This window comes from Streptomyces sp. NPDC034103 (genome assembly GCF_055575395.1).
In genome coordinates this window covers 149895-175133 of the sequence record NZ_JBVISS010000006.1, presented here as the reverse complement: position 1 = coordinate 175133, position 25239 = coordinate 149895, and the positions used below count along the sequence as shown (strand labels likewise).

Sequence of the window (25239 nt, the reverse complement as noted above, 5' to 3'; positions counted from 1 at the left end):
GGCTACTTGCTGGACTTCGCCAGGTTCAGCGCGTACTCCGGCCACCACTGGCCCGCCTTCGGGCCGCCCTTGCACTCGCCGTCCGACTCCCCCGGGCGCTTGACCCAGACATACGCCTCGACCAGCGGGTCCGCCGTCTTCGTCGTCGGGGTCTCGCCGAGCGCGCGGCCGGGCGGGTTGCACCAGCGTTCGTCGGCCTTGCCGCCGGTGTACGGGCCGTTGCCGTTGCGGCTGGTGTCGATGACGAAGGGCTTGCCGCCGACCTTCGCCGACAGCTGCTTGCCGTAGGCGATGGAGTCCTCGGTGGAGTAGAAGTTGGAGACGTTGACCGAGAAACCGTCGGCCTTGTCGACGCCCGCCCACTTCAGCGGCTCGAAGATCTGGTCCGGATGGCCCCAGCCGGCGTTGCCCGCGTCCAGGTAGACCTTGGTGTTCTTCAGGGACTTGAGCTTGGTGATGGCGCCCTGGAGGAGGTCGTAGCGCTCCTCGTGGAACTCGTCCTGGGTGCAGCCGTCGACCAGGTGCAGGATCGCGTCCGGCTCCAGGATGACCGTCGCCGCGCGGTCCCCGATCCCCGCGGCGACCCCGTCGATCCAGCCGCGGTAGGCGTTGCCGTCGGCGGCGCCGCCCTGCGAGTACTGGCCGCAGTCGCGGTGCGGGATGTTGTAGAGGACCAGAAGAGCCGTACGGTCCGCCTTGTCGGCGGCCTCGGTGAAGCCGCGCGCCTCCTGCTCGGGGTTCTCCGTGCCGATCCACTGCCCGGTGGGCTGCTCGGCGATCTTGCGGATCTGCTCGGCGTCCGCGTCCTTGCCGGCCTTCTCGTACTCTGCGACCTGCTGGGCCGCGTTGCCCTCCGGGTTCACCCAGAACGGGTCGGTCCCCTTGGGCTGTTGCGTGATCTTCGCGCCGGCCGACTCGTCCGGATCGTCCTTGTCCCCGGAGGAGGAGCATCCGGCGATCAGCAGTGCCGCCCCCAGCACCATCGCGGACGTCCTCATTCCGGCCCCCCTCGTGCCGTACATCAAAATCCCCCTCGGTGGGCAGTCCAAGGGTCAATCCTGACATACGTGCCCTGAGGCCAGGAGATCACCCGGGGCTTGTCGGGGAGCTGTTACAGCGGTGGTGGTCCTGACTGCCTATAGGCCTCAGCGGCCATCAGCTCTACAGTTTCCCGGAGAAGGCCCGAGTCCCCGGCCGAGTGTCCACCACTTCTGGCTTGCGAACCTCCCGCGTCCGGCGCCGGGTTACTCCCGCATCCCGTGCGCCCGCGGTTGAGGACCAGCCCGGTCGGCGGCTTCAGGGGGAGCGGGCCGCCGACCGGGCCTGGTTTTGGGGAGCGCCGAGCGGAGGATCGCGGGGGGCGGATCGCCGGGTGGGTGGATCTCCGGGCTGTGGATCTCCGTGGGGGCGGGGGTTTCAGAGGCCGGTGCCTGTCAGGTACGCCGAGACGATCACGTTCGCCGTGTAGCTGCGGGTCGCCCGGTCGAAGGTGCCGCCGCAGGTGATCAGGCGCAGTTCCGAGCGGCCCCGCTCGTGGGTGGCGTAGGCCTGGTGGGCGTCGAAGCGGTCGCGGGCCACCACCTGGACGTCGTCCACCGTGAACTCGGCGACCCTGCCGTCGTCCCGGATCACCCGGACCGTCTCCCCGGGCTTCAGCGTGCTGAGCCGGTAGAACACTGCGGGGCGGGTCTTGGTGTCCACATGCCCCACCATCAGCGCCGCCCCGGCCGCCCCCGGTCTCACCCCCGCCGCGTACCAGCCGACCACGCCCGCCTGCTCGTACGGCGGCGGGTCGATCGCGCCGTCCCGGTCCAGTCCACGCGCCACCACGGGGGCCTGCACGCCCAGCCCGGGGATGTCGATGCGCTGCGGCAACGCCGGGCGCAACGGCCGTACGGGGGGCGGCAGATCGACATCGGGCGGGCGTCCCACCGCCGCGACGTCGCCGGTCGTCGGGGCGGATATCCCGTGCCGTACGTCCGTGACCTCCCGGCCCCACAGCCACAGGCCCAGCAGCAGCATCACCCAGGCCACCCCGGTCAGCAGGCGGCCCGTTCCCAAGGGGCGCACGTCAGTCCGTCCCACGGCTCCGGCGGACCCTTCGCAGCGCCACCGCCGCCGCCGCGGCCACCGCGGCCAGCACCAGGCCGGTCACCGCCTGCGCGGTTCCCGGGCCGGCGTCGTCCACCGACGCGAGGTGGGCGGCGCCACCGCCGCCCGCGTGGACGGGCGCGGTGGGGGTGGTGCGAGGCGCGGGGGTCGCGGTGGCGTGCGGGGTCTTCTCCACGACGTTCAGTGCCGACCTGCGGGACGTGTCACCGCAGGTGAACTCGACGTCGTAGGAACCTGCCGTGAGGTCCGAGCGGACCCGGGTCTCGCCGGTGAGGGTGCCCCCGGCGGTGCCGGCGAGCCGCACGTCGGCGACGAACGCCGTGGAGGTCGCGGTGCCCGTCCTGGTGGTGCAGCCGCTCACCCGGAGGGCGATGTCGGTGCCGGGGCGGGGGGTCGAGGGGGTGACTGTGACGCCGGCGTCTTCGGCCGCGTGTGCCGCTGGGGTGGTGACGGTGGTGACGGTGGTTACGGCGGCGGTGACGGCGGTGATTGCCGCGGTGACGGCCAACAGTCCGGTGCAGAGCGTGAGGCGTAGTGGACCCATCGTGAACCTCCAGATATGTGGAGAGTCCCCCGGGGGCGGCGGGCCCGCATCCGCAGGGGGCCGCCGCTGCTCCGTATGAGTCGTCGAGTTGTGTCGGGGGCGCGCGCTTCGGGTCCGGGGGCGCGTTTGGGGTCCGGGGGCGCGCTTCGGGTCCGGGGGCGCGTTTTGGGTTTCGGTGCGTTCCGGGTTTCGGTGCGTTTCGGGTTCTCAGATGCGGTCTACGAGGTCCGCGATCGAGTCCACGATCTTGGACGGGCGGTACGGGAAGTTCTCCACCTGGTCCGGGCGGGTCAGGCCGGTGAGCACCAGGAAGGTCTGCATTCCCGCCTCCATGCCCGCCAGTACGTCCGTGTCCATGCGGTCGCCGATCATCGCGCTGGTCTCCGAGTGCGCGCCGATCGTGTTCAGGCCCGTGCGCATCATCAGCGGGTTGGGCTTGCCCGCGAAGTACGGCTGCTTGCCGGTCGCCTTGGTGATCAGGGCGGCGACGGCGCCGGTGGCCGGCAGCGCGCCCTCGGCGGAGGGGCCGGTCTCGTCGGGGTTGGTGCAGATGAAACGCGCGCCGTCGTTGATGAGCCGGACCGCCTTCGTCATGGCCTCGAAGGAGTACGTGCGGGTCTCTCCGAGGACCACGTAGTCGGGCTCGTGGTCGGTCAGGATGTAGCCGATGTCGTGCAGGGCGGTGGTCAGACCCGCCTCGCCGATGACGTACGCCGTCCCCTCGGGCCGCTGGTCGTCCAGGAACTGCGCGGTGGCCAGGGCAGAGGTCCAGATGTTCTCGATCGGGACGTCCAGGCCCATGCGGCGCAGGCGGGCGTGCAGGTCGCGCGGCGTGTAGATCGAGTTGTTGGTGAGGACCAGGAAGGGCTTCTCGGACTCGCGGAGCCTCTTCAGGAAGGCGTCGGCGCCGGGGATCGGTACGCCCTCGTGGATGAGGACACCGTCCATGTCGGTGAGCCACGATTCGATGGGCCTGCGGTCTGCCATGTGCGGGATCTCCTGCCGTACGCATGTACGCGGTGCTGCGTCGGGCCCAGCCTAGACAGTGGCCGGATCTTGAGGGAATGGCCGGCTTCGGGTCGGCTCATCGGCGGCGGGTCAGGAGGAGGGTGCCGCCGGTGGTCAGGAGGAGGGCGGCGGCCAGGGTGCGGGCGGCGGTGGGGGTGATGCCGGTGGGGGCGGTGAGGCCGGTGTCGGCCAGTTCTTCGGGGTGGGTTCGGGTGGGGGTGGGGGTGCGGGTGCTGGGGTGGGTGCTGGGGTGGGTGCCGGGGTGGGTGGGGTCGGGGGTGGTGGGTGAGTCCGGCTCGGTCTCGATGGTGAAGCGGTAGTCGTTGGACTGGCCCACCCAGTCGCCGTCGTGGTCGTGGCGTTGCACCACGGCCGCGTTGGCGGTGATTTCGTTCGGTACGGCGTCGGAGGTGAGGGCCAGGCGGACCTTCACGGTGAGGGTCTTGCCGGGGCCTACCGTGACGCCCTTTCCGCCGAAGGCGCCGACGAGTTCGTCCTGGTCGGTGGGTTCGAAGCGGACGGGGCGGGGGGTTGCGCCATCGTAGAACTCGAGCTGGGGCTGGTCGCGTTCGAGGGCGTGCTTCTTGTCGACCAGGACGACGACCGGGTGGATGTCCTCGCAGGTCCGGCGGGTGGTGTTGGTGAGGTCCAGGTACCAGGTGCCGTAGCCGCCGCCGGCCTCGTAGGTGTCCGGGCCGCCGTGGATGCGGGTGGTGAGGGGGAAGGTGCGGGTGTCGTGGGTGGTGCAGGTGGTGGGGGCCGGGGCCGCGGCCACCGCGTGGGCGGGGGTGGGGAGGAGGAGGGCGGCTGCTGCTGCGGCTAGGGGGAGGGAGGAGGAGAGGGGCGTGAACAGTCGCATGAACACATGACCATGACGGGTGGGGGGCGGGATTGGGGGGTGGCACTCCGGGTGGGAGTGGAATGCCGCCCGATCGGCGGGTGCGCGTTGCGCCTCCGCGGTGCGTGGGGGGGTCGGGGCCGCACCGGGGGGTGTCCGTCCTCGGTCGGGCGGTGCTGTAGGACCAAGCTGTGCCGTAGGTCGGACGCCCGACACTGCGGGCGGGCACCCCCCGGTACGTCCCCTTCCCGCCGTGGCGCCGGTGGCCGGTCCGCGGGGGCCCATCCGGTCCCGGTGCGTTTCCCTTCCCGCCGTGGCGCCGGTGGCCGGTCCGCGGGGGCCCATCCGGTCCCGGTGCGTTTCCCTTCCCGCCGTGGCGCCGGTGGCGGTTCGTGGGGGCGGGGCCTCCAGCCTCGGTGCGTTGCCCTTCCCAGCCGTGGCGCCGGTGGCGGTTCGTGGGGTCCCATCCAGCTCCGGTGCGTTTCCCTTCCCGCCGTGGCGCCGGTGGCGGTTCGTGGGGGCGGGGCCTCCAGCCTCGGCGCGTTGCCCTTCCCCGCCGTGGCGCCGGTGGCGGTTCGTGGGGGCCCATCCAGCTCCGGTGCGTTTCCCTTCCCGCCGTGGCGCCGGTGGCGGTTCGTGGGGGCAGGGCCTCCAACCTCGGTGCGTTCCCCTTCCCCGCCGTGGCGCCGGTGGCGGTTCGTGGGGGCCCATCCAGCTCCGGTGCGTTTCCCTTCCCGCCGTGGCGCCGGTGGCGGTGCGTGGGGCCCCTCCATCCCCGGCCGTCCCTTCCCGCCGTGGCGCCGGTGCGGGGCGCCTCGCCTCCCGGCTGGGGGCGCCTGCCTGTTTTTCAGCCCGTCCGGCGTTTGAGGACGAGGCCCGTTCAGGGCCGATGGGGGTCTGGGGGCGCAGCCCCCAGGGCGCGGGGTCGAAGGGGCGGCAGCCCCTGGGGATGGGACGGGTAGGGGCGGCGGGGGCGAGAAAAACGCTCACCGGTCACGGTGCGTGGGGGCGGGCCCTCAGGGCGCGGCGGTCCCGTTTCAGGACTCTGGTCTGCCGAACAGGGGGGCCAGTACGAGGTGGGCGGCGCCCTCGGCCACCTCGCGGCCGGTGTGGGTGGCCAGTCGGACCGGGACCGGCGCCTCGCCGACCCTCTGGGCTCGCTCCGCGAGGACCGCCGCGGTGCCCTGCGTGAAGCATTCAGGGTGTTCTGCCACGGTGCGCCCGCCGAGCAGGACGACGTCGATGTCCAGGAGCGCGACCAGGTTGCCGGCCCCCGTGCCCAGGACGCGCGCGGCCTCCTCGATGTCGCCGCGCGCCACCGCGGCCAGGCACAGCGCCTCCACGCACCCGCGGTTGCCGCAGCCGCACGGCGGACCGTCGAGTTGTACGACCTGGTGGCCGAACTCGCCCGCCCCGGTGCGTGCCCCCCGGTGCACCGTGCCGCCGAGGACCAGGCCTCCGCCGAGGCCCGCTCCGAAGTGCAGGTAGGCGAAGGACTCCCCCGCGCCGGCGACCGCCAGTCCGAGGGCCGCCGCGTTGGTGTCCTTGTCCACGACGACCGGTACACCGAGTTCTCGTTGCAAGGTCTGCCGTAGCGGAAAGCCGTTCCACTCGGGGAAGCCGGTGACCCGGTTCAGCGTGCCCCGGGTGTGGTCCAGTGGGCCGGGCAGGCCGATGCCCGCTCCGAGCGGGGGTGCGGTCAGGGGCTCGGTGAGTGTCGCCACCTCGCGGGCCACGCCCTGGACCACGGCCTCCTCGCCCGCGGCCAGACCCAGCGGGGCGGTTCGCTCGGCCAGCACCGTGCCGGTGAGATCGACCAGCACTGCCCTGAGCTCGTCGCGGTCCAGGTGGACGCCGACCGCGTGGCCGGCGTCCGGTACCAGCCGCAGTACGGTGCGGGGTTTGCCGCCGGTGGAGGCGCGGTGGCCCGCTTCGGCGGCGAGGCCCTCGTCCCGGAGGCGCGCGGTGATCTTGCTGACGGCCTGGGGGGTGAGACCGGTGCGGTCGGCGAGTTCCAGGCGGCTGATGCCCTCGGGTCCCGCGGTGCGCAGGAGGTCCAGGAGCAGGGCGGCGTTGTGGGTGCGCAGGCCGAGCAGGTTCACTCCGGGGAGGTGCCTGCCGCTCGTCGCCTTCTTCGTCCTGTCCACGCCGCCATTCTCCCCGGCGCTTGCACTTTGGCAACAGCGTTGCGAAAGTGGGACTCATGACTGGTACCCCTCTCCGCGTGGGCCTCGTCGGTTTCGGCCTCGCGGGCTCCGTCTTCCACGCCCCGCTGATCGCCGCCACCGAGGGCCTGGCGCTCGACACGGTGGTCACCTCGAATCCCGAGCGCCAGGCGCAGGCCCGCGCCGCGTACCCGGACGTGACGGTGGTCGCCTCGGCCGAGGAGCTCTTCGAGCGGCGGGCCGGCGAGCTGGATCTGATCGTCGTCGCCTCGCCCAACAAGACGCATGTGTCCCTCGCCACCGCCGCCCTGGAGGCGGGTCTGCCTGTCGTCGTCGACAAGCCCGTCGCCGGTACGGCCGCGGAGGCGCGCAAGCTGGCCGCGCTCGCCGAGGAGCGGGGGCTGCTGCTCTCCGTCTTCCAGAACCGGCGGTGGGACAACGACTTCCTGACGCTGCGAGGGCTCCTGGAGCGCGGCGAGTTGGGAGACGTGTGGCGGTTCGAGTCGCGGTTCGAGCGGTGGCGGCCGCAGCCCAAGGGCGGGTGGCGGGAGTCCGGCGATCCCGCAGAGATCGGAGGTCTGTTGTACGACCTCGGCAGCCATCTCGTGGATCAGGCGCTCGTGCTCTTCGGCCCCGTCAGCGCCGTGTACGCCGAGTCCGACGTCCGGCGGGCCGGTGCCGAGGCGGACGACGACACCTTCATCGCGCTCACCCATGCGAACGGGGTGCGGACACAGTTGTACGCCACCGCCACCACGGCCCAACTCGGGCCCCGTTTCCGGGTGCTGGGCTCGCGGGCCGGTTATGTGAAGTACGGGCTCGATCCCCAGGAAGCGGCCCTGAAGGACGGCGAGCGGCCGGGCCGGGGCACGGAGTGGGGAGTGGAGCCCGAGTCGATGTGGGGCCGGGTCGGGGCCGGTGAGTCGCCGGTGACCGGGGGCGGCCGGGCCGAACCGACCCTCCCGGGTGACTACCCCGCCTACTATGCGGCCGTGGCGAAGGCCCTGCTCGACGGCGGTCCCAACCCGGTGACCGCACTGGAGGCGGCCGCCGCTCTCGACGTGCTCGAGGCGGCCCGCCGTTCGGCCCACGACGAAGTGGTGGTGAAGCTGTGACGCACAGCGGCGAGTTGACCCCGAAGTTCCACCCGGAACTGACTCCGCCCCTGGAGGAGTTGGAGGCCCAGGAGCGCCGCCTGGTCTTCCGCCGGTTCACCTACGAGGACGCGTGGGCGCTGGGTTCGCTGCTGGTGGAGATGGCCCGCGAACGACAGGCCCCCGTCGCCGTCGACATCCACCGGGCCGGTCAGCAGCTCTTCCACGCCGCCCTGCCCGGCTCCACGCCGGACAACGACGCCTGGATCGACCGCAAGCGCCGGGTCGTGGAGCGCTACGGCTCCGCCTCCTACCTGGTCGGCGCCCGTTTCCGCGCCAAGGGCACGACGTTCGAGGACAGTTCACGCCTGGACCCGGACGCGTACGCGGCCCACGGCGGCTCCTTCCCGATCAACGTGGAGGGCGTGGGGGTCGTGGGCACGGTGACGGTGAGCGGCCTTCCGCAACTCCAGGACCACAAGTTCGTGGTGGAGGCGCTGGAGCGGTTCCTCGAGAAGTACGCCTAGGTCGTCCGTCCGAGGGAGGTGGGGAACCGCGCGACCGGGGCCGCGCGGTTCCCCCGCTCTCAGGCGTCCTTGAGTTCCTGCCGCTGACGTCCGAGCCCCTCGATCTCCAGCTCCACCACGTCCCCGGCGCGCAGGAACGGTTTCGGCTCGGGCTGGCCGAGCGCGACCCCGGCCGGGGTGCCCGTGTTGATGACGTCCCCGGGGTAGAGCGTCATGAACTGGCTGACGTACCGCACCACTTCCGCCACCGGGAAGATCTGCTCGGCCGTGGTGCCGTTCTGCTTCAGCTCGCCGTTGACCCAGAGCTTGAGGGAGAGGTTCTGCGGGTCGGGGACCTCGTCCGCCGTGACCAGCCACGGACCCAGCGGGTTGAACGTCTCGCAGTTCTTGCCCTTGTCCCAGGTCCCGCCCCGCTCGATCTGGAACTCCCGCTCGGACACGTCGTGCGCCACCGCGTACCCCGCGACATGCGCGAGCGCCTCGGCGTCGGACTCCAGGTAGCGGGCCGTACGTCCGATGACCACCGCCAGCTCGACCTCCCAGTCGGTCTTCGCCGACCCGCGCGGTACGAGCACGGTGTCGTTCGGGCCGACGACGGTGTCCGCGGCCTTGAAGAAGATCACCGGCTCGGCGGGCGGCTCGGCCCCCGTCTCGCGGGCGTGGTCGTGGTAGTTCAGGCCGATGCAGACGATCTTGCCGATGCGGGCGAGCGGCGGTCCGACGCGCAGCCCGGTGGTGTCCAGCGAGGGCAGTTCGCCGGCCTCCGCGGCCCTGCGGATCCGCCCGAGCGCGGCGTCGTCGGCGAGCAGGCTTCCGTCGATGTCCGGGACGAGACCGCTCAGGTCCCGCAGCGTCCCCTCGGCGTCCAGCAGCGCGGGCGTCTCCGCTCCGGCCGTACCGACTCGCAGCAGCTTCATGATCACAATCTCCCTCGATCGCGGGCCGCCATCCCATGGGTGCAGCCATCGGATGACTGGCCGATCCTCCAAGGTCGGCGTCCGGTCCGCAATACCCGGTTCACGGACTGGACCGCCGCCCTCGCGGACCCGGCGCGGCTCAGCGGTACAGGTACGCCCGCTCCACCGCGCTCCAGGTCGTACTCGTGACGACGTACAGCGCCGCCGCCAGCGGCACCACCGCCACGGTGAAGAGCGTGAAGAAGGACATGAACGGCATGACCTTGGTCATCGCCCCCATGCCGGGCACCGGCTGTCCGTCCATCACCGGCACCGCCGGGTTCGCGGCCATCATGCGCCTCGTACGGCGGAAGTTGAACGCGGCGACGGCGGCGACCAGCGCGAACAGTCCGACGTAGACGAGCCCGGCGCCGCCGAACATTCCGCCGGTGTCGAGCGCGTCCGCCCAGTGGGCGCCGAGGGGTGCGGCGAACAGCTGGTGGGTGAGCAGCTCGTTGTGCGTGTTCGAGAACAGGTGGTAGAGGAGGAAGAAGGCGGGCAGCTGGCACAGGCTCGGCAGGCAGCCGGACAGCGGGGACACCTTTTCCTCGGCGTGCAGTTCCAGTACGGCCTTCTGGAGCTTCTCGGGGTGCTTGGCGTGCTTCCTGCGCAGCTCGGCGATCTTCGGCTGGAGTTCGGTCCGGGCCTTCTGCCCCCGCGCCGCCGCGCGGGACAGGGGGTGGACGAGGAGACGTACGAGCGCGGTGAACAGGACGATCGCGCCGGCTGCGGCGGACGCGCCGAGCAGCGGCTGGAGGAGGTCGGCGAGATGCTCGACCAGGGTGGCGAAGACGGACATGGGTGAGCCCTCCGGGGGTCTCGTCAGTGCCGGGGCGGGTCCGGATACGGCGATCCGGGGTGGTGAGGCGGCATGACGACCCGCGTGGGGTCACCTGTGGGTTGTGCGGTGCCCTACGCGGCGGTCGTCCGGAGGGCGTGTCCGGGGGCGCGGGGCCTGGTGCGGCCCTTGGCGTCCGGGTCGCGTTGCGGCAGGAAGGCCGTACGGCGGTCGCGGTCGCGGATGGCCGTACGGACCCGGGTGGGCGGTACGGCGGGCGCGCAGCGTGAGACGACGAGGGAGCAGGCGGCGAAGGCGGAGCCGGCCGCGGCGGTCGCGGCGAGCGCGACGGTGGCGGAGAGGCTGCCGGTGTCGAGCAGGGCGACCTGGAGGATCAGGAGCAGCAGGGCCACGGCGGGGCGCGGGTTGCGGATCATCGGCTGCTCCCTTCCGTCTGTCGTCGGCCGTCTCGGGTGCCGCTGTCGGTTATACCTGATCTATACCTGATCGACGACAACCGGCTCCAGCAGCCGCTTGGGCCTCAGCAGCGCCCGGCTGACCGGATCCGCCGGGTCCGGATCGAGTCCGGGGCCCGGCACCATGAGGACGTCGGCGGGCGGTACGACGGTTGCGCAGGCGGGGCACTCGCCCTGCCCGCCGAGTTCGGTGCCGCACTCCGCGTGCCGGAAGACGCGCAGCACCGTCCTGTCGTAGTGCTCACGGCCCCAGCGACCGAGCGCGCGGACCACGTGCCACAGTTCGGTGCCGCGCTCGGTCAGGACGTACTCGTCGCGCGGCGGTGACTCCTGGTACCGGCGTCGCTCGAGGACCCCCTCCTGCGTGAGCGTCTGGAGGCGGGCGGCGAGGACGGCGCGCGGGATGCCGAGATGGACGAGGAAGTCGTTGTAGCGCCGCACGCCGTAGAGCGCGTCGCGGACGACGAGGAGCGTCCAGCGCTCGCCGACGATCTCCAGCGCGCGGGCCATCGAGCATTCCTGCGTCACGTAGTCCTTGCCCAGTGCCATGACGTCCACCTTAGCCACTTTGCGCATTGTTGGTTCGGTGATTGAACCGACACTGTTACGGTACTCCGCATGACTAGGTTCAGTGAACGAACCGTGACCGTGGCGCCGGACACGGCACCGGTGACCACCGCGAGACCGGGCGCCACACTCGCCCTGACCAGCGGTGCCACCGCCGTGGCCCTGATGACCTACACCGCGCCGATGGTCACGCTCCCTGACATCGCCGCCGCCCTGCACACCCCGCTCTCCGCGCAGGCCTGGCTCCTGAACGGCACCCCGCTCGGCCTCGCCGCCCTCCTGCTCGTCGCCGGCACCCTCGCCGACGACTACGGCCGCCGCCGGGTCTTCGTCGCCGGCACCCTCGCCCTCGGGCTCACCACGGTCCTCGGCGCCCTCGCCACCACGACCTGGCTGTTCACCCTGGCCCGGGTCGCCCAGGGCGCGGCCAGCGCGGCACTGCTCGCGAGCAGCCTCGGCCTGATCGTGCACGCCTTCCCGACACCGGCCGGACGGCTGCGGGCGACCGGGGTGTGGGGCGCGTTCGTGAGCGGCGGCATCGCGCTGGGGCCGGTCGTCGTCGGCGGGATACCGAGTTGGCGGCTCGCGTACGTCGTGCTCGGCGCGGCCGCCGTGATCGTGGCCGCCCTCTCCGCACGGCGGCTGGTGGAGTCCCGCGCCCCGCGCGGCGGCCGCCCCGACCTCGGCGGGGCCGTGGCGTTCGGGCTGGCCCTGGTCGGTCTGGTCGCCGCCCTGACCCTCGGCCGGGACGGCTGGCTGCGGGCGCCGGTCGGGCTGTTGCTGCTGGCGAGCGTCGTCCTGCTGGCCGTCTTCGTCGCGGTCGAGCGGCGTACCGCGACCCCGATGATCGACCTGGACCTGTTCCGCCGCCCCCGTTTCCTCGCCTCGTCCGTCAGCGGACTGTTCACGGGCCTCGCGGTGATCGGCCTGTTCAGCTTCCTGCCGACGCTGCTCCAGCAGACCCTGGGACTGTCCGCGATGGACACCGCGTGGCTGTTCCTGTTGTGGTCCGGGCTGTCCTTCACGGTGGCCCTCCAGGTCCGCCGGCTGTCGGGACGCGTCTCGCCCCGGCACCAACTCGCCCTCGGTTTCCTGCTGCACGCGGCCGGGGCGCTCGCCATGCTGGGCGCGCTCGACGCGGGTTCCTGGGTACGGCTGCTGCCGGGACTCATGGTCGCGGGCATCGGCAGCGGCCTGCTGAACGCCGCGCTCCCGCTCCTCGCCGTGGACTCCGTACCGGCCCAGCGCGCGGGGATGGGGTCGGGGGCACAGCAGACCTTCCGCTACGTCGGCTCCTGCGCCGGCGTGGCCCTGACGATCGCCCTCGCGACGTCGTCGGAGGGCGGGCTCACGCGGGGTGCGGATGTGGCGATGGGGGTGTCGGCGGGGCTGGCGGTGGTGGCGGCGGGGTTGGTGGGGGGACTGCGGGAGCGGGGGTGAGGAGGCCCTCCCGTATGTCTACGGCCAGGCGACCGGGGCGGCACCGTACCGGCAGGCTGCCGGGGCCTGCACACCAGCGTCCGGACGCCTACCACCTGGGGTACGACCGCGCTCCCGCCGGAGAGGCGGTGTCACGGGGGACGCGACGATCGGTCTGGGGGGCGGGGAGTTGCGGGGCCCGGAGGCCCGGAGGCGGGGGCGCCCGGAGGTGCGGGAGCCCGGAGGCCGGGAGGCCCGGAGGCCCGGAGGCGGGGCCCAGGGCCGGGGGCCCGTGAGGTCATGGGGCCCAGGCCGCGGGGCCGTAGGGCCGTGGGGTCATGGGCATGCCGGCCCGGCGTACGGCATCCACGTGCGGGCAACGTCCTACCGGGGACGCACCGAGACCAACGTGCCCCACACCACCAGGCGGTAGCGGGAGGTGTACTCCGGGGTGCAGGTGGTGAGGGTGAGGTAGTGGCCGGGCCGGGTGTAGCCGTGGGCGGGGTGGACGATCGAGCGCGGGATCTCGCGGAGTACTCCCGAGTCGCGGGCGGTGGTCTCGGCGAGGGTGGTGTCGACGGCGTACGTGTAGACGGCGACCCTGGTCTCGACCTCGACGGTGTCCCTGGGGGCGAGCCGGTTGAGGTGGCGGAAGGGCTCGCCGTGGGTGTTGCGGTGACCGGCGAGGGCGAAGTTGCCGGTCTGGCCCGGCTGTTGGGTGCCGGGATAGTGACCCACGTACCCCTTGTTGAGCACATCCTGCCTGCCGATGCCCTCGGCCACGGGGACGCGGAGGCCGAGGCGGGGGATGGTGAGGATGGCGTAGGCCTGGGAACGCTCGGGCCGCTCCCGGCGGGCGGTGGCCGACGCCCCCTGCCGTGAGGCGCCCGCCCGGGACGCACCCCCGGACTCGGCACCGTAAGCGGGTGTCCCGGACTCGCCCCCGGGGGCCGCGCCTTCGGCCCCGGAGGACGAGTCGGTCCCCCACTGCCGTTCCAGCGCCTCCACTTTGCGCTCGGCGCCCCGTCTGGCCTCCTCGTTGGTCCACCACACCTGGTGCGCCACGAGAAGCAGCAGCACGACCCCGACGGTGACGAGAAGCTCACCGCCCGTCCACCACACGCGCCGCCGACGGGCTCGTCGACGCAGGGTGCCGTGCCGCACGACGGGCACCCGCATGACCCCACCGCCCTCCACCGCGCGGACCGCTCACACCGGGCCCGCACGATAGGCGCTGCCCCCTCAACTCACCAGCCCCGCACCCCCATTGCCCCGGAACGCCACCTGCCGAGGCCCGGCCCCGAGGGCGGGTGCGTAGGCGGGTTCCTGGGCGGGCGCGTAGGCGAGCACGCAGACGGGTGCGTAGGCGGGCGCGTAGGTCGATGCGAAGTCCCCGAGGTGTCCGTGGCACCCACCGCCCCGCCTCCCGCCTCCCGCCTCCCGCCTCCCGCCGCGAGGAGGGGACGGTCGGCCACCGCCAACCACCACCCCTTCTCATAACCGTTGGAGAAATAGAAAGCAGCGCAGAAAGAAAGCGCTGTCACACCTCTCGACAACCCCGCGCACCACACCCGATGCTTCGTGATGGCACGCGGGGGGCGCGTGGGCGAGCCACTACGTCGAGCGCCACCGAGAGGCGGACAGGACAGCCATGATCCGACGCAGAACGCTGCTGACAGCCGCAGGAGGCACCCTCCTCGGCAGCGCCATGGCGACGGGCACCGCACGCGCGGACGCCACGATCGCCGTCAACCCCGGGACCTCGTACGGCACCTGGGAGGGCTGGGGCACCTCACTGGCCTGGTGGGCGAACGTGTTCGGCGCCCGGGACGACTTCGCCGACCTGTTCTTCACCACCAAGTCGACCACGTACAACGGCACCTCATTGCCCGGCCTCGGGATGAACATCGCCCGCTACAACCTGGGCGCGTGCAGCTGGAACACGGTGAACGGCTCCTCCATGGTGGCCTCCCCCAACATCCCCGCGTTCAAGCAGATCGAGGGCTACTGGCAGGACTGGAACAACGAGAGCCCCACCTCCTCCGCCTGGGACTGGACCGCGGACGCCACCCAGCGCGCGATGCTCACGAAGGCGGTGGCGCGCGGCGCGACGACCGAGCTGTTCGCCAACTCCCCCATGTGGTGGATGTGCCAGAACCACAACCCCTCGGGCGCCTCCGGCGGCGGCAACAACCTCCAGACCTGGAACTACCGCCAGCACGCCTCCCACCTCGCCACCGTCGCCCTCTACGCCAGGAACAACTGGGGCGTGAACTTCGCGACCGTCGACCCCTTCAACGAGCCCTCGTCGTCCTGGTGGACCGCCACCGGCACCCAGGAGGGCTGCCACATGGACGCGACGGTCCAGGCAGCCGTACTGCCGTACCTGCGCAGTGAGTTGAACAGCCGCGGGCTGAACGGGGTGCGGATATCGGCCTCGGACGAGACCAGTTACGACCTCGCCCGCACCACCTGGAACTCCTTCAGCGCCACCACCAAGGGGTACGTCGACCAGGTCAACGTGCACGGCTACCAGGGCTCGAGCGGCCGCCGGGACCTGCTGTACTCGGACGTCGTCACGACCTCCGGCAAGAAGCTGTGGAACTCCGAGACCGGCGACAGCGACGGCACCGGCTACACCATGGCCTCCAACCTCCTCTACGACTTCCGCTGGCTGCACCCGACGGCCTGGGTCTACTGGCAGGTCATGGACCCGACCGCGGGCTGGGGCGTGATCAAGTACGACGCGAACACCCTTCAGGCCGGCGCGATCGAGACCAAGTACTACGTGCTGGCCCAGTTCAGCCGCCACATCCGCCCCGGCATGCGGATCCTCGACACCGGCGTCAGCTACGCGACGGCGGCCTACGACGCCACGGCCAAGCGCCTGGTCATCGTCGCCCTGAACACCTCGGCCTCGGCCCAGACCCTGACCTTCGACCTCTCCCGCTTCACCACGGTGACGGGCGGGAGCGGCGGCGTGACGCCCCGCTGGAACACCGTGACCACGGGCGGTGACAAGTACGCCTCGTACTCCAACACCTTCCTCAAGGGGAAGTCGGTGGCGGTGCCGTTCGCGGCGAAGGCGGTGCAGACGATCCAGATCGACGGGGTGACGATCTAGGACGGGAGCGGCGGCCCCGGCCGCCCGGGCGGGTTCACTCACTCCCGGGCGGCAGAGGGCCGCTCGCTGGCCCCGGGCGGCGGGCGGCCGGTCAGCCGCCCCGGGCGGCGGTCCGGGCTCCCCGCGGAGGGCCTGGCCTGGGTCTATCTCTCCTCCGTGAGCCAACGGCAGTACGGTGTCCCCCATGCGCCCCGACACGCCTGCCGAGAACGTCGACCACACCGCCGAAGCGGCACGCCTGGAGCGGACCGCCGGCCTGTACCCCGAGGACGCCGAGGCCCTGCTCCTCCAGGCCGCGGCCCACCTGGAACTGGCCGGCGACCGACCCGCCGCGACCGCCCTCTACGACAGCCTGCTCGCCTCCCCGACCGGCCTGGAGAACCCCTTCCTGGTACGCGCCCTCAAGGCGTCGAACCTCTGGGAGTACGGCCACGAGGCGGAGGCCCGCGCCATCATCCAGGGCGTCCGGACGGCGGCGCCGCGGGACCCCGCGCCCTGGGTGATCGTGGCGGAGGCGCTGGAGTCCCACGACGAGCTGGAGGCGGCCCAGGAGACGTTCACCGAGGGCGCTCGGCTGCTCCTCGTCGAGGGCACGCCGCCCTCGCACTCCCTGCAGTCCCTGCTCTTCGGCCGCCACCGGGTCCGCCGGATGCTGGGGATGGGCCATGACGAGTGGGACATGCTCGCGGACACCCTGCACACCTCCCCCGTCTCCCTGGACGAGCTCCACGACCCCAAGCGCGTCTGGTCGCTGGGCTCGGACAACCCGGCGGAGCTGGCCGCGGAGATCTCCCGGCTCCACGCCGAGCTGGGCGCGTACCGCCAGGCCCTGTCCCGCCCCTTCCCGGTGGCGGTGCTGCACTGGTCGGCGCCGGAACTCGCGGAGCTGGTGCAGGCGTACCCGTCCCTGACCGACGAGTACCCCTCGCACGAGGAGCACCTGGCGACGATAGAGGCCTCCCTGCGGGAACTGGCCGCCTCCGGCACACCGAACCTCGGCATCGTGACCGGCACGGTCCCCTCCTACGAGGCCTTCGCAGCCTCCGAGAGCGCCTCCCCCGCCGACGCCACCCTGCTCCCCCAGTACGCAACGACCCTCGCGGCGCGGGGGCGAGCGGTGGCATGGCCCCCGCAGCGGGGGGCGTCCTGCTGGTGCGGGTCGGGGCGCGGTTATGCCGAGTGCCATGGCGCACGGGGGTAGTTGAGCACGCCCCCGGGCGCCACGGGTCCCGCGAACCGGTTGGTTCGTGGGACCCCCTTTGTTTCTGGGCGACTTCTCCGCCGAATACCGGCAGCCGCCAGAGGTTACGCCTCCCTCTGCTGCCACCACTCCCGATGATGCCTGACGTACTCAGGGTGCACCTTGTGAGAGCCATGCCTCTTGAGCTTCGTTCGCAGATTCGGGTCAAACAATCCCGCCCGCGCAACAATGGACCAATCGTCCTCTATCACAACCGCGCCAATATCGAGCCGCACATGACAGTTAGGACAGAGACAGAGAATATTTGGCTCCACGTCGGGCCCGCCATGCGGGTTACCCAGCGGCTTTATGTGGGCGCCTTCACTGTACGGCTTACCGTCTGCCCCTACCAACCGAAGGCCACACAGCTGGCATTCATCTTCATACAGCTTCTTAATGCGCCTAGTGAGCTTATTGTCGCGAACTATTCGCTGGATCTGCGAGGGACGCCTCTCCGGGAACTTCTCTACCTGAGCTCGCTCTTCTTCCTCGGCAGCCTTGCGCCGCAACTCAGCGATCGTACGACTCTCAAGACTCGTCATCTCCTGAAGATCGTCAGGAAGCCGCGCCAGGTCGTATTGGCAGATCTCGATCAGCGAACCGTCCGGTGCCGCCGACTTGGCAACTGCTGTGCGGATCTCGGTGATCTCGTACAGGCCGTCATACCGATAGCAGTTCCCGGGGGAGTATCTTTTATCTCCGCCATGCCCTCGAATGACGCGAATCGGGTATCCGCGCTCGTAGCTCAACTTTAGAGCGTCGTTATCTTGGTAATCCCAGGACTGACTGCGCTTAAGTTTCTTGACGCGCCCTTCCTCGTACTTGTCCTCATCAGGCGAGGCGCCGGTATACCGAACCGTATACCACTCGTCTTCGTCGTCCTCGTACCCGCCATTCAGCACAATGGCATCAGAAACCCAGCTGCCGTCTTCATCTTTTATGCGAGAAATGCCTCGCTGGAGGTCGCCATGCATCTTCTCGTCGAACAGCTGCCTCCGCCTCGGGAAGGTCTCGCCCGGACTGACACCCACGATGTGGCCAACTACTCGCTCGTTCCCCATGCGATCACACTGGACCGGAACTGATCACGAATGTCAACCGCCTTTACCTACAGTGCAAGTTGGCATCCCGGACGCGAACGGCGCGCGTCGATGCGGCTCACAACGGCAGGTACTTCAGGCCCGCCTTCTCCATCACTCGGGCCTTGTTGAGGCGGTAGCCGAGTTCGACGGCCGTCGTGCGTTCCTGCGCCCGGAAGCCTCGGGTGCCGGTGCAGGCGTAGGCGTGGAGGAGGTGCGGCGGGGTCTGGGCGTGGATCGCCTCGCGGGTCGTCGGGCGGCTGCCGTTGAGGTAGCGCATGACGTCCGGGTCGTTGTCCAGGGGGAACAGGGCGTCGGTGTGGGCCGGGGAGTCGGTGACGGCGCGCGGGGTGAGTCCGTCGGTGGTCAGGGAGACCTGGGGGTCGTCATGGGATCCTCCCGAAGAACTCGTCCAGCGCCGACGCCAGCCGCTCCGGCTGTTCCAGGTGTACGTCATGTCCGGCGCCCGGGACGACGGTCACGCGGGTGTCCGGGCGCAGCGCCCGCATGTCGGCCGCCTCGGTGGGGCGCATTGTGCCCTTCTCTCCTTGGACCAGGAGCGTGGGGCAGGTGACGCGCGCCCATTCCGCCCAGTAGGCGTGCTCGGCGAGTTCCGTGAGGGACTCGACCATCCGGTCCCGGTCGAAGCGGGGCCACCAGCCGTCGGCGCGTTTCTCCTGCCCTCTCGCCCACCCCTCGTGACCGAGGAAGTCCTCGGCCTCCGCCAGGGACCGGAAGGGCGTGGGCCAGCTGTCCAGCCAGGCGCCGATCTGCGCGGGCAGCTCCGGGCTCGGGCCCGCCGGTCCCGCCTCCACGAGGACCAGCGCGGCCACCAGCTCCGGGCGGGCCGACGCCAGCAGCATCGCCGTATGACCGCCCAGGGACTGGCCGATCAGGGTGACGGGGGTGAGGCCGAGTTCCTCGACGAGGGTGGCCGCGTCGTCGACGTAGGACCGGCGTGTCACCGTCGGTGGGCGGCGGGTGCTCGCGCCGTGGGCCCGGGCGTCGTACGTGACCACGCGGAACCCGGAAGCGAGGAGCAGCGGCAGGAGGGCGTCCCACTCGCCCATGTGGCCCGCGAGGCCGTGCAGGAGCAGGGCCGTGCGGGTCGGTGGCCCGGGTGGGCGGTGGTCGCGGTAGGCCAGGCGCGTGCCGTCGGGCAGGGGGAGGTGGGGCAAGTGCGGTTCCCTGGAGGTGAGTTGTGCGGTCCTGCCGTACTGGCGCCCGCGGCACGCCGGCCGGGCCGTCCGCTGGTCAGGCCGCCTGGACCAGCTCTGCCCTGCCGAACAACAAGGCATAGCCTGACGGGAGTTGGTGGAGAATGCACTCGACCAGCTCCTCGCCCACCACCCCCGGCAGCACGCTCAGCACCGAGCTGACGTCCCAGCGGGCCGTCGCCGGGGTCGCGCCCTCGGTGCGGGCCGCGACCGACTCCACGAACTGTGCCGCCGGCAGCGGGCGATGGGCCGGGATCTGGTCGGCGACGATCCTCGCGGCCTGCTCCGGGAGGGCTCGGGCGAGGTCGACGCGTTCGTCGCCGGTGACATGGCCGCCGAGGGCCGACAGGACGACGCGGGTGACGCGTGCCGCTTCCTCCGCCGTCGGGTAACGGCCCGATTCCCTTACGAGTTCCACCAGTTCAGTCCAGCTGCCCATGTCTGGCCGTCTCTCCTCCGTCCATCTCCTGGGAGCGCCCCGCGCGGCGGCCCCGCGGAGTGGCCCGCGGGGCGCTCGCCGGTGTGTGTGTGATCAGTTGCTCAGCTGCTTGCGTGCCTGGCCGTCGCCGGAGATCTGGATGCGGCGCGGCTTGGCCTGTTCGGCCACGGGGATACGCAGGGTCAGGACCCCGGCTTCGTACGAGGCGTCGATGCGTTCCGTGTCGAGGGTGTCGCCGAGGAAGAGCTGGCGCGTGAAGGTGCCGGTCGGGCGTTCGGCGACGATCGTCTCCGCGCCCTCGGGGGCGCGGGGACGGCGCTCGGCGCGGACGTTGAGGACGTTGCGTTCGACGTCCAGGTCGATCGTCTCGGGGTCGATGCCGGGGAGGTCGAAGTGGACGATGAAGTCGTCCCCCGACCGGTAGGCGTCCATCGGCATGGCCGCCGGGCGGGTGGCGCCGAAGACCTGCTGCGCGAGTCGGTCGAACTCGCGGAAGGGGTCCGTACGCATGAGCATCACAGGTCACTCCTCTCCTCAGGAACTGGGGTGCGATGCCCTGACGCCTTCTTATATAACTCGGAGGAGGAAACTTGACAAGCCCCGGCTCAAGTCGGGGGCGGAGGGCGGGACCGAGGTTAGCCTCGGAAGCTCCGGACCTCGGGAAACACCCCGAGGGTCGAGGCTCGCGGGCCGCGGTGGTCACGATCGGCAGGAGGCAGACATGGCGAAGGTTCCCAGCGCGGTGGTCGCGGCGGGCGGGCTCGTCGGCGGGTACGGCGTGGCGCGCTGGACCAGGAAGCGGCAGCTGGGCGGGGTCGTGCTGGCCGTCGCCGGGGCCGCGGCCGCGCGGCAGTGGCGGCAGCAGGCCGGCGGCGGGGCGGCCGGCGCGCTGACCGCCGCGTATGTCGCCGCCTTCGCCGGGTCGCATCCGCTGGCCAAGAAGGTGGGGGCGTGGCCGGCCGTGTTCGGGGTGGCGGGGGCCGTCGCGCTCGCCTCCTGGGCGGTGGCGGACCGGCAGGGCTGAGCGTCGGGAGCCCGGGGTGGTGGGGAGGCGGGGAGCGATGCGACTGGGAGTCACCGAGCATCGGGGGCGGCTCGGGCCGGACGAGTACCGGGTGCTGCGCACCACGGGGCTGCGCCGTGCGCTCTGCTACGACACCGGGCACTGGCTGGACCTCAGGGTGGACCGGGCCGCGGCGGCCGAGCTGGCCGCGGCCTGGCTGCTGGCCGCCCGGTCCCCGCGCTCACTGGTCCACCTCCCGCTGCGCAGGCACGACGAGCGGCCGGTCGGGCAACCGCTGCCCGAGCCGTACCGGGCCCGCGACCTGCTGCTGGTGCACCACTCCGCGCAGTTCCCGGCTTCCCGGTGGAAGGAGGTGCGCGGGCGGCTCGGGCAGGGCAGCCCGCACACCGTCGAGTTCCGGCGGGCCGACTTCCCCTCGGACACCGACCGTGCCGTCCCCGGCGCCCACCACGCCGGTTTCCGCGACCGCCTCCGGCTGACCACCGCCGCCGACACCCTCGTGCTGAGCGGCAGCGCCCTGCCCTTCGCGGACGCCGCCGCGGACTTCCTCGACCTCGCCGACACCGGGCCCGGCTGGGACCGCCGCCTGCGCCGCTTCGACGGCCACGCCTGCGCCGAACTGCACCCGACCTCGGGCCTGTTGGACCGTACGGTGCCCCTGGTGCACGTCGAGTACTGCCCGGAGTGGGAGCCCGCGCCCGAGGGCGGTCGGGCCGGAGCGGGGCGTGCCGGCGGGTAGCCGCGCGGTGCCGCCGGTCGGGCCGGATCGGGGCGTGCCCGCGGTTAGCCGCGCGGTGCCGCCGGTCGGGCCGGAGCGGGGCGTGCCGGCGGTTAGCCGCGCGGTGCCGAAACCGACCGCAGCCCACCCACCCCAAACCCCGACCGCAGCCCGCCCGCCCCGGAAACCGACCGCAGCCCACCCACCCCAAAACCGACCGCAACCGGCCCGCCCCGGAAACCGACCGCAACCGGGGCCCGGCCCACACCCCGGTCCCCACCCCGGTCCACCCCCGCCCGCGCCTACCCCCCGTGCGTCAGCACGTTCACGATCCGCCCGTTGGGATCCCGGACGAAGAAGCGCCGTACGCCCCACTCCTCGTCCCGCAGCTCCCGTACGACGTCGGCGCCGGCCGCCACGAGCTGCGCGTACACCGCGTCGACGTCCGCCACCTCCACGCTGAGGTCGGGCACGACCGGTGCGGTGCGCTCCTCGGTGAAGAAGCTGATCTGGGCAGTGGGGTTGGTGGGTGAGGCGAGGGTGACGACCCAGCCCATGTTCATGACTTCCTGGAAGCCGAGCAGGCCGTAGAAGTCGGTGCTCGCCTTCATCGCCTCCTCGGAGTCGACCTGGAAGTCGGGCACGATCCGGCGGACGGTCATGGGTGGTGCCTCCTCGCAGTCGGCGTCGGCTGTCTGTTGTCCGCGCCCCGGCCTCCCACCCTCGCGCCTCCGCACCCTCCGGAGCCAGAGGCGCGTGGGGGCGCCGGGAGCCTCTCGCCCCCGGCGCCCCGGTCCGCGCCCCCACAGTGGAAGCCGTCCAAGTCCCTGCCGTCAGCGGGTGGGCGATGCCGCCGTCAGTGGGCGGGCGATGTCCTCCAGGGACCGGCCTTCTGCCCGTACGGCCAGGAACGCCGCCACGAGACCCGCCAGGCACATCAGCGTCGCGCCGATCTGGAAGGCGAGGACCGTGTCGCCGACCTTCCCCGTCTCGGTGAGGTCGGCGAAGATCAGCGGGCCGCTGATGCCGCCGGCCGCCGTGCCGAGGGCGTAGAAGAAGGCGATGGACATGGCCCGGGTCTCCATCGGGAAGATCTCGGAGACCGTCAGGTACGCGCTCGACGCGCCGGCCGAGGCGAAGAAGAGGACCGCGCACCAGCAGGCCGTCAGGGTGGTCGCTTCCAGGGCGCCGCGGTCGAAGAGCCAGGCCGTGCCGAAGAGGAACAGGCCCGACAGGAGGTAGGTCGAGGAGATCATCACTCGGCGGCCCACCGTGTCGAAGAGCTTGCCGAGCAGCAGCGGGCCCATGAAGTTGCCGATCGCGATCACCGCGAAGTAGTAGCCGGTGCTGCCGGTCGGCACGTCGTAGAACTTGGTCAGGATCGCGCCGAAGCCGAAGGTGATGGCGTTGTAGAGGAACGCCTGGCCGATGAAGAGGGCGAAGCCGAGGATGGCGCGGCGGCGGTACTTGGAGAAGACCGTGCGGGCGATCTCCGCGAACGTCACGCCGCCCCGCTGGTGGATGGTGAGTTCGGCGTCCGGCGAGGGCTCCGGGAGGCGTTCGCCGCGTTCCGACTCCACCTGCCGCTCGATCGAGGAGACGATCTTCTCCGCCTCCTCCTCACGGCCGTGGATCAGCAACCACCGTGGGCTTTCCGGGACATGACGGCGTACCAGGAGAATCACCAGGGCCAGGACCGCGCCCAGCGCGAACGTCAGGCGCCAGCCGAGGTCCTTGGCCAGGACGGACGTGTCCAGCGCGACGATCGACAGCAGGGAGCCGCCCACCGCGCCCAGCCAGAAGCTGCCGTTGATCATGAGGTCGACGCGGCCGCGGTACTTCGCCGGGATCAGCTCGTCGATGGCGGAGTTGATCGCCGCGTACTCGCCGCCGATCCCGAACCCCGTCAGGAAGCGGAAGGTGAGGAACCACCAGGTCGAGAAGGACACCGCGGTGAGTGCCGTGGCCGCCAGGTACACGGCCAGGGTGATCATGAACAGTTTTTTGCGGCCCCATGTGTCGGTGAGCCGGCCCCAGAAGAGTGCCCCCACGCACGCCCCCGCGACATACAGGGCCGCGGCCAGCCCGGTCACCTGACCGGAGGAGATCGGCAGGCCGCTGCCCGGCTCCGAGAGCCTTCCCGCGATGTTGCCGACGACCGTCACTTCGAGGCCGTCGAGAATCCATACGGTTCCTAGTCCGATGACGATCGTCCAGTGCCAGCGCGACCACGGCAGGCGGTCGAGTCTCGCAGGGATGTTCGATGTCACGGTCCGGCCGGTCCCGGCCTGTGCGGTGGTCATGGGCCCCCTCCACGTCGAGTGAGAACCCGGTTCGGGTGCCCGGGAAGGAGCCGTTGTACGCCCGTCGCCCGAACCCGCGTCCAGGGCCTTTCACCACAGGCCCTACGCCCCCAGCGCCCGGGCGAGCGTGTAGATCAGCAGGCCCGCCAGCGAGCCCACCACCGTGCCGTTGATCCGGATGAACTGGAGGTCCCGGCCGATGTGGGCCTCGATCTTCCGGGTGGTGTGCTCGGCGTCCCAGCCGGCCACCGTGTCCGTGATCAGCGAGGTGATCTCGTGGCGGTACGTCGACACCACGTACACCGCGGCGCCCTCGACCCAGCCGTCCACCTTGGCCTGGAGCCGGGGCTCGACCGCCATCCGCGCCCCGAGCGACAGCAGCGACGCCCGTACCCGCAGCCGCAGTTCGCTGCGCTCGTCCTCGGCGGCGGAGACGATCATCGAGCGTACGGCGGTCCACGCGGACGCGATCAGGTCCTGGACCTCGCCCCGGCCCAGCACCTCGCCCTTGAGGCGCTCGACGCGCGCGCGGGTGTCGGTGTCGGACTGGAGGTCGGAGGCGAAGTCGGACAGGAAGCGGTCCAGCGCGCCCCGGGCCGGGTGCGAGGGCATGTCCCGCATCTCGGTCACGAACCGCAGGAGTTCCCGGTAGACGCGCTCGCCGACCTTCTTGTCGACGAACCGGGGGGTCCAGCCGGGGGCGCCGCCCTGGACGGCGTCCATGACCTGTTCGTCGTGCAGGACGAGCCAGTCGTGCGCCCGCGCCACCACCAGGTCCACCACCCGCCGGTGGCCGCCGTCGGCGACGATCTTCTCCAGCATCTTGCCGATGCCGGGCGCGATCTCCTGGGCGTCGGCCCGCCGGGTGATCGCCTCGCCCACGACGGCCTGCACATCGGAGTCCCGCAACACGGTCAGCGCCCCGCGCAGGGCGGCCGACAGCTCCGCCGTGACCCGGTCGGCGTGCTCGGGCTCCGCCAGCCAGGCGCCGAGCCTGCCGCCGATGCCGACCGCGCGCAGCCGCTGCCGTACGACGTCCCCGGAGAGGAAGTTCTCGCCGACGAACTCCCCCAGCGACACGCCGAGCTGGTCCTTCTTCGTCGGGATGATCGCGGTGTGCGGGATGGGCAGGCCAAGCGGCCGGCGGAAGAGCGCCGTGACCGCGAACCAGTCCGCGAGCGCGCCGACCATGCCCGCCTCGGCGGCCGCGGCGACATACCCCGCCCAGGCGCCCGCGCCGTGGTGCGCGGCGACCTCGGCGAGCACGTACACGACCGCCACGAACAGCAGCAGCCCGGCCGCCGTGAGCTTCATCCGGCGCACGCCGCGCTGCTTCTCCTCGTCGGCGGCGCTGAACGCGGTCATCGCGCGGTTACCGGCGGCGACCGGAGGGGCATGCTGCCCCACGTCCGCGCTATCCGCCTCGTCTGGTTTCGTGCTGTCCATCCACTCCACCCGTTCGTGATCCCCCGCACATATTGTCCCTTCCTGACCGACTCCTGGAACGGATCAGGAGTTCCCGACGTCTGTCAGGTCGGGGGGAGCTCACTGCTGAACTCCGGTGGCCCAATGGGGGGTCTGTTCACACACCCCTCATCTCATGACGCATCA

The 25239-nt window shown here is 71.6% G+C and carries 26 protein-coding genes; 7 read left to right on the top strand and 19 right to left on the bottom strand.

From position 1 onward, the window contains the following. Positions 1-2 precede the first annotated feature (2 nt). From ACZ56U_RS14915 to ACZ56U_RS14890, 6 genes are all read right to left on the bottom strand, one after another. The gene (locus ACZ56U_RS14915) at positions 3-1022 is read right to left on the bottom strand and encodes a glycoside hydrolase family 6 protein (RefSeq protein ID WP_469084417.1); all 1020 of its coding nucleotides are present in this window, start codon (positions 1020-1022) and stop codon (positions 3-5) included. A gap of 394 nt (positions 1023-1416) precedes the next feature. Continuing rightward, positions 1417-2022, bottom strand: coding sequence for a class F sortase (locus ACZ56U_RS14910; RefSeq protein WP_469084670.1), 606 nt, complete (start codon positions 2020-2022; stop codon positions 1417-1419). Between the two features lie 49 nt (positions 2023-2071). Then, the gene (locus ACZ56U_RS14905) at positions 2072-2656 is read right to left on the bottom strand and encodes a hypothetical protein (RefSeq protein ID WP_469084416.1); all 585 of its coding nucleotides are present in this window, start codon (positions 2654-2656) and stop codon (positions 2072-2074) included. A gap of 207 nt (positions 2657-2863) precedes the next feature. Continuing rightward, positions 2864-3643 (bottom strand): HAD-IIA family hydrolase, encoded by a 780-nt coding sequence (locus tag ACZ56U_RS14900; RefSeq protein ID WP_469084415.1) that lies wholly within the window; start codon positions 3641-3643, stop codon positions 2864-2866. Between the two features lie 97 nt (positions 3644-3740). After that, the gene (locus ACZ56U_RS14895) at positions 3741-4523 is read right to left on the bottom strand and encodes a hypothetical protein (RefSeq protein WP_469084414.1); all 783 of its coding nucleotides are present in this window, start codon (positions 4521-4523) and stop codon (positions 3741-3743) included. 1016 nt (positions 4524-5539) lie between these two features. After that, positions 5540-6649, bottom strand: a complete 1110-nt coding sequence (locus ACZ56U_RS14890) for an ROK family transcriptional regulator (RefSeq protein WP_469084413.1) — start codon at positions 6647-6649, stop codon at positions 5540-5542. Positions 6650-6705: 56 nt separating this feature from the next. Between ACZ56U_RS14890 and ACZ56U_RS14885 the strand changes: the two genes are divergently transcribed. Continuing rightward, positions 6706-7782: a Gfo/Idh/MocA family oxidoreductase gene (locus ACZ56U_RS14885; RefSeq protein ID WP_469084412.1), complete on the top strand. Its 1077-nt coding sequence runs from the start codon at positions 6706-6708 to the stop codon at positions 7780-7782. Next, positions 7779-8288, top strand: coding sequence for a heme-degrading domain-containing protein (locus tag ACZ56U_RS14880; RefSeq protein ID WP_469084411.1), 510 nt, complete (start codon positions 7779-7781; stop codon positions 8286-8288). Before ACZ56U_RS14885 ends, ACZ56U_RS14880 begins: the two co-directional genes overlap by 4 nt. Positions 8289-8347: 59 nt before the next feature. Here ACZ56U_RS14880 and ACZ56U_RS14875 read toward each other — a convergent pair whose 3' ends face one another. The 4 genes from ACZ56U_RS14875 to ACZ56U_RS14860 all read right to left on the bottom strand — a co-directional run bounded on the left by ACZ56U_RS14875 (position 8348) and on the right by ACZ56U_RS14860 (position 11047). Then, the gene (locus ACZ56U_RS14875) at positions 8348-9205 is read right to left on the bottom strand and encodes a fumarylacetoacetate hydrolase family protein (protein WP_469084410.1); all 858 of its coding nucleotides are present in this window, start codon (positions 9203-9205) and stop codon (positions 8348-8350) included. Positions 9206-9344: 139 nt separating this feature from the next. Further along, the gene (locus ACZ56U_RS14870) at positions 9345-10043 is read right to left on the bottom strand and encodes a YidC/Oxa1 family membrane protein insertase (protein ID WP_469084409.1); all 699 of its coding nucleotides are present in this window, start codon (positions 10041-10043) and stop codon (positions 9345-9347) included. Between the two features lie 113 nt (positions 10044-10156). Further along, a complete protein-coding gene (locus ACZ56U_RS14865) occupies positions 10157-10459 on the bottom strand; it encodes a DUF6412 domain-containing protein (protein WP_469084408.1) in 303 nt (100 codons plus the stop codon). Between the two features lie 60 nt (positions 10460-10519). Next, positions 10520-11047: a winged helix-turn-helix transcriptional regulator gene (locus ACZ56U_RS14860; RefSeq protein ID WP_469084669.1), complete on the bottom strand. Its 528-nt coding sequence runs from the start codon at positions 11045-11047 to the stop codon at positions 10520-10522. Between the two features lie 69 nt (positions 11048-11116). Here ACZ56U_RS14860 and ACZ56U_RS14855 point away from each other — a divergent pair, with 69 nt between their 5' ends. Beyond that, entirely contained in the window at positions 11117-12505 is a 1389-nt protein-coding gene (locus tag ACZ56U_RS14855; protein WP_469084407.1) for an MFS transporter, read from the top strand. Positions 12506-12868: 363 nt separating this feature from the next. On the opposite strand, the gene ACZ56U_RS14850 is transcribed toward ACZ56U_RS14855, so the two are convergent. Continuing rightward, entirely contained in the window at positions 12869-13663 is a 795-nt protein-coding gene (locus tag ACZ56U_RS14850) for a class E sortase (RefSeq protein WP_469084406.1), read from the bottom strand. A gap of 472 nt (positions 13664-14135) precedes the next feature. Between ACZ56U_RS14850 and ACZ56U_RS14845 the strand changes: the two genes are divergently transcribed. After that, complete coding sequence (locus ACZ56U_RS14845; protein WP_469084405.1) at positions 14136-15608, top strand: glycoside hydrolase; 1473 nt, start codon at positions 14136-14138, stop codon at positions 15606-15608. A 184-nt stretch (positions 15609-15792) separates the two neighbouring features. Further along, positions 15793-16809: an SEC-C metal-binding domain-containing protein gene (locus ACZ56U_RS14840; protein WP_469084404.1), complete on the top strand. Its 1017-nt coding sequence runs from the start codon at positions 15793-15795 to the stop codon at positions 16807-16809. 104 nt (positions 16810-16913) lie between these two features. Here ACZ56U_RS14840 and ACZ56U_RS14835 read toward each other — a convergent pair whose 3' ends face one another. The 5 genes from ACZ56U_RS14835 to ACZ56U_RS14815 form a co-directional block, all read right to left on the bottom strand. Beyond that, complete coding sequence (locus ACZ56U_RS14835; protein WP_469084403.1) at positions 16914-17909, bottom strand: YDG/SRA domain-containing protein; 996 nt, start codon at positions 17907-17909, stop codon at positions 16914-16916. A gap of 97 nt (positions 17910-18006) precedes the next feature. Further along, the gene (locus ACZ56U_RS14830; RefSeq protein WP_469084402.1) at positions 18007-18384 is read right to left on the bottom strand and encodes a hypothetical protein; all 378 of its coding nucleotides are present in this window, start codon (positions 18382-18384) and stop codon (positions 18007-18009) included. Next, positions 18314-19105: an alpha/beta fold hydrolase gene (locus ACZ56U_RS14825; protein ID WP_469084401.1), complete on the bottom strand. Its 792-nt coding sequence runs from the start codon at positions 19103-19105 to the stop codon at positions 18314-18316. The genes ACZ56U_RS14830 and ACZ56U_RS14825 overlap by 71 nt, the downstream gene beginning before the upstream one ends. Positions 19106-19181: 76 nt before the next feature. Next, a complete protein-coding gene (locus tag ACZ56U_RS14820) occupies positions 19182-19583 on the bottom strand; it encodes a DUF2267 domain-containing protein (RefSeq protein WP_469084400.1) in 402 nt (133 codons plus the stop codon). Between the two features lie 93 nt (positions 19584-19676). Next, the gene (locus ACZ56U_RS14815; protein ID WP_469084399.1) at positions 19677-20099 is read right to left on the bottom strand and encodes an Hsp20/alpha crystallin family protein; all 423 of its coding nucleotides are present in this window, start codon (positions 20097-20099) and stop codon (positions 19677-19679) included. A gap of 205 nt (positions 20100-20304) precedes the next feature. Here ACZ56U_RS14815 and ACZ56U_RS14810 point away from each other — a divergent pair, with 205 nt between their 5' ends. Both ACZ56U_RS14810 and ACZ56U_RS14805 read left to right on the top strand, forming a co-directional pair. After that, the gene (locus ACZ56U_RS14810) at positions 20305-20607 is read left to right on the top strand and encodes a hypothetical protein (RefSeq protein ID WP_469084398.1); all 303 of its coding nucleotides are present in this window, start codon (positions 20305-20307) and stop codon (positions 20605-20607) included. A 37-nt stretch (positions 20608-20644) separates the two neighbouring features. After that, complete coding sequence (locus tag ACZ56U_RS14805; protein WP_469084397.1) at positions 20645-21346, top strand: hypothetical protein; 702 nt, start codon at positions 20645-20647, stop codon at positions 21344-21346. 281 nt (positions 21347-21627) lie between these two features. Here ACZ56U_RS14805 and ACZ56U_RS14800 read toward each other — a convergent pair whose 3' ends face one another. The 3 genes from ACZ56U_RS14800 to ACZ56U_RS14790 form a co-directional block, all read right to left on the bottom strand. Further along, the gene (locus ACZ56U_RS14800) at positions 21628-21987 is read right to left on the bottom strand and encodes a VOC family protein (protein ID WP_469084396.1); all 360 of its coding nucleotides are present in this window, start codon (positions 21985-21987) and stop codon (positions 21628-21630) included. 171 nt (positions 21988-22158) lie between these two features. Next, positions 22159-23628 (bottom strand): MFS transporter, encoded by a 1470-nt coding sequence (locus tag ACZ56U_RS14795; RefSeq protein WP_469084395.1) that lies wholly within the window; start codon positions 23626-23628, stop codon positions 22159-22161. Positions 23629-23730: 102 nt separating this feature from the next. Then, positions 23731-25074: a DUF445 domain-containing protein gene (locus ACZ56U_RS14790; RefSeq protein WP_469084394.1), complete on the bottom strand. Its 1344-nt coding sequence runs from the start codon at positions 25072-25074 to the stop codon at positions 23731-23733. Between the last annotated feature and the right edge of the window lie 165 nt (positions 25075-25239).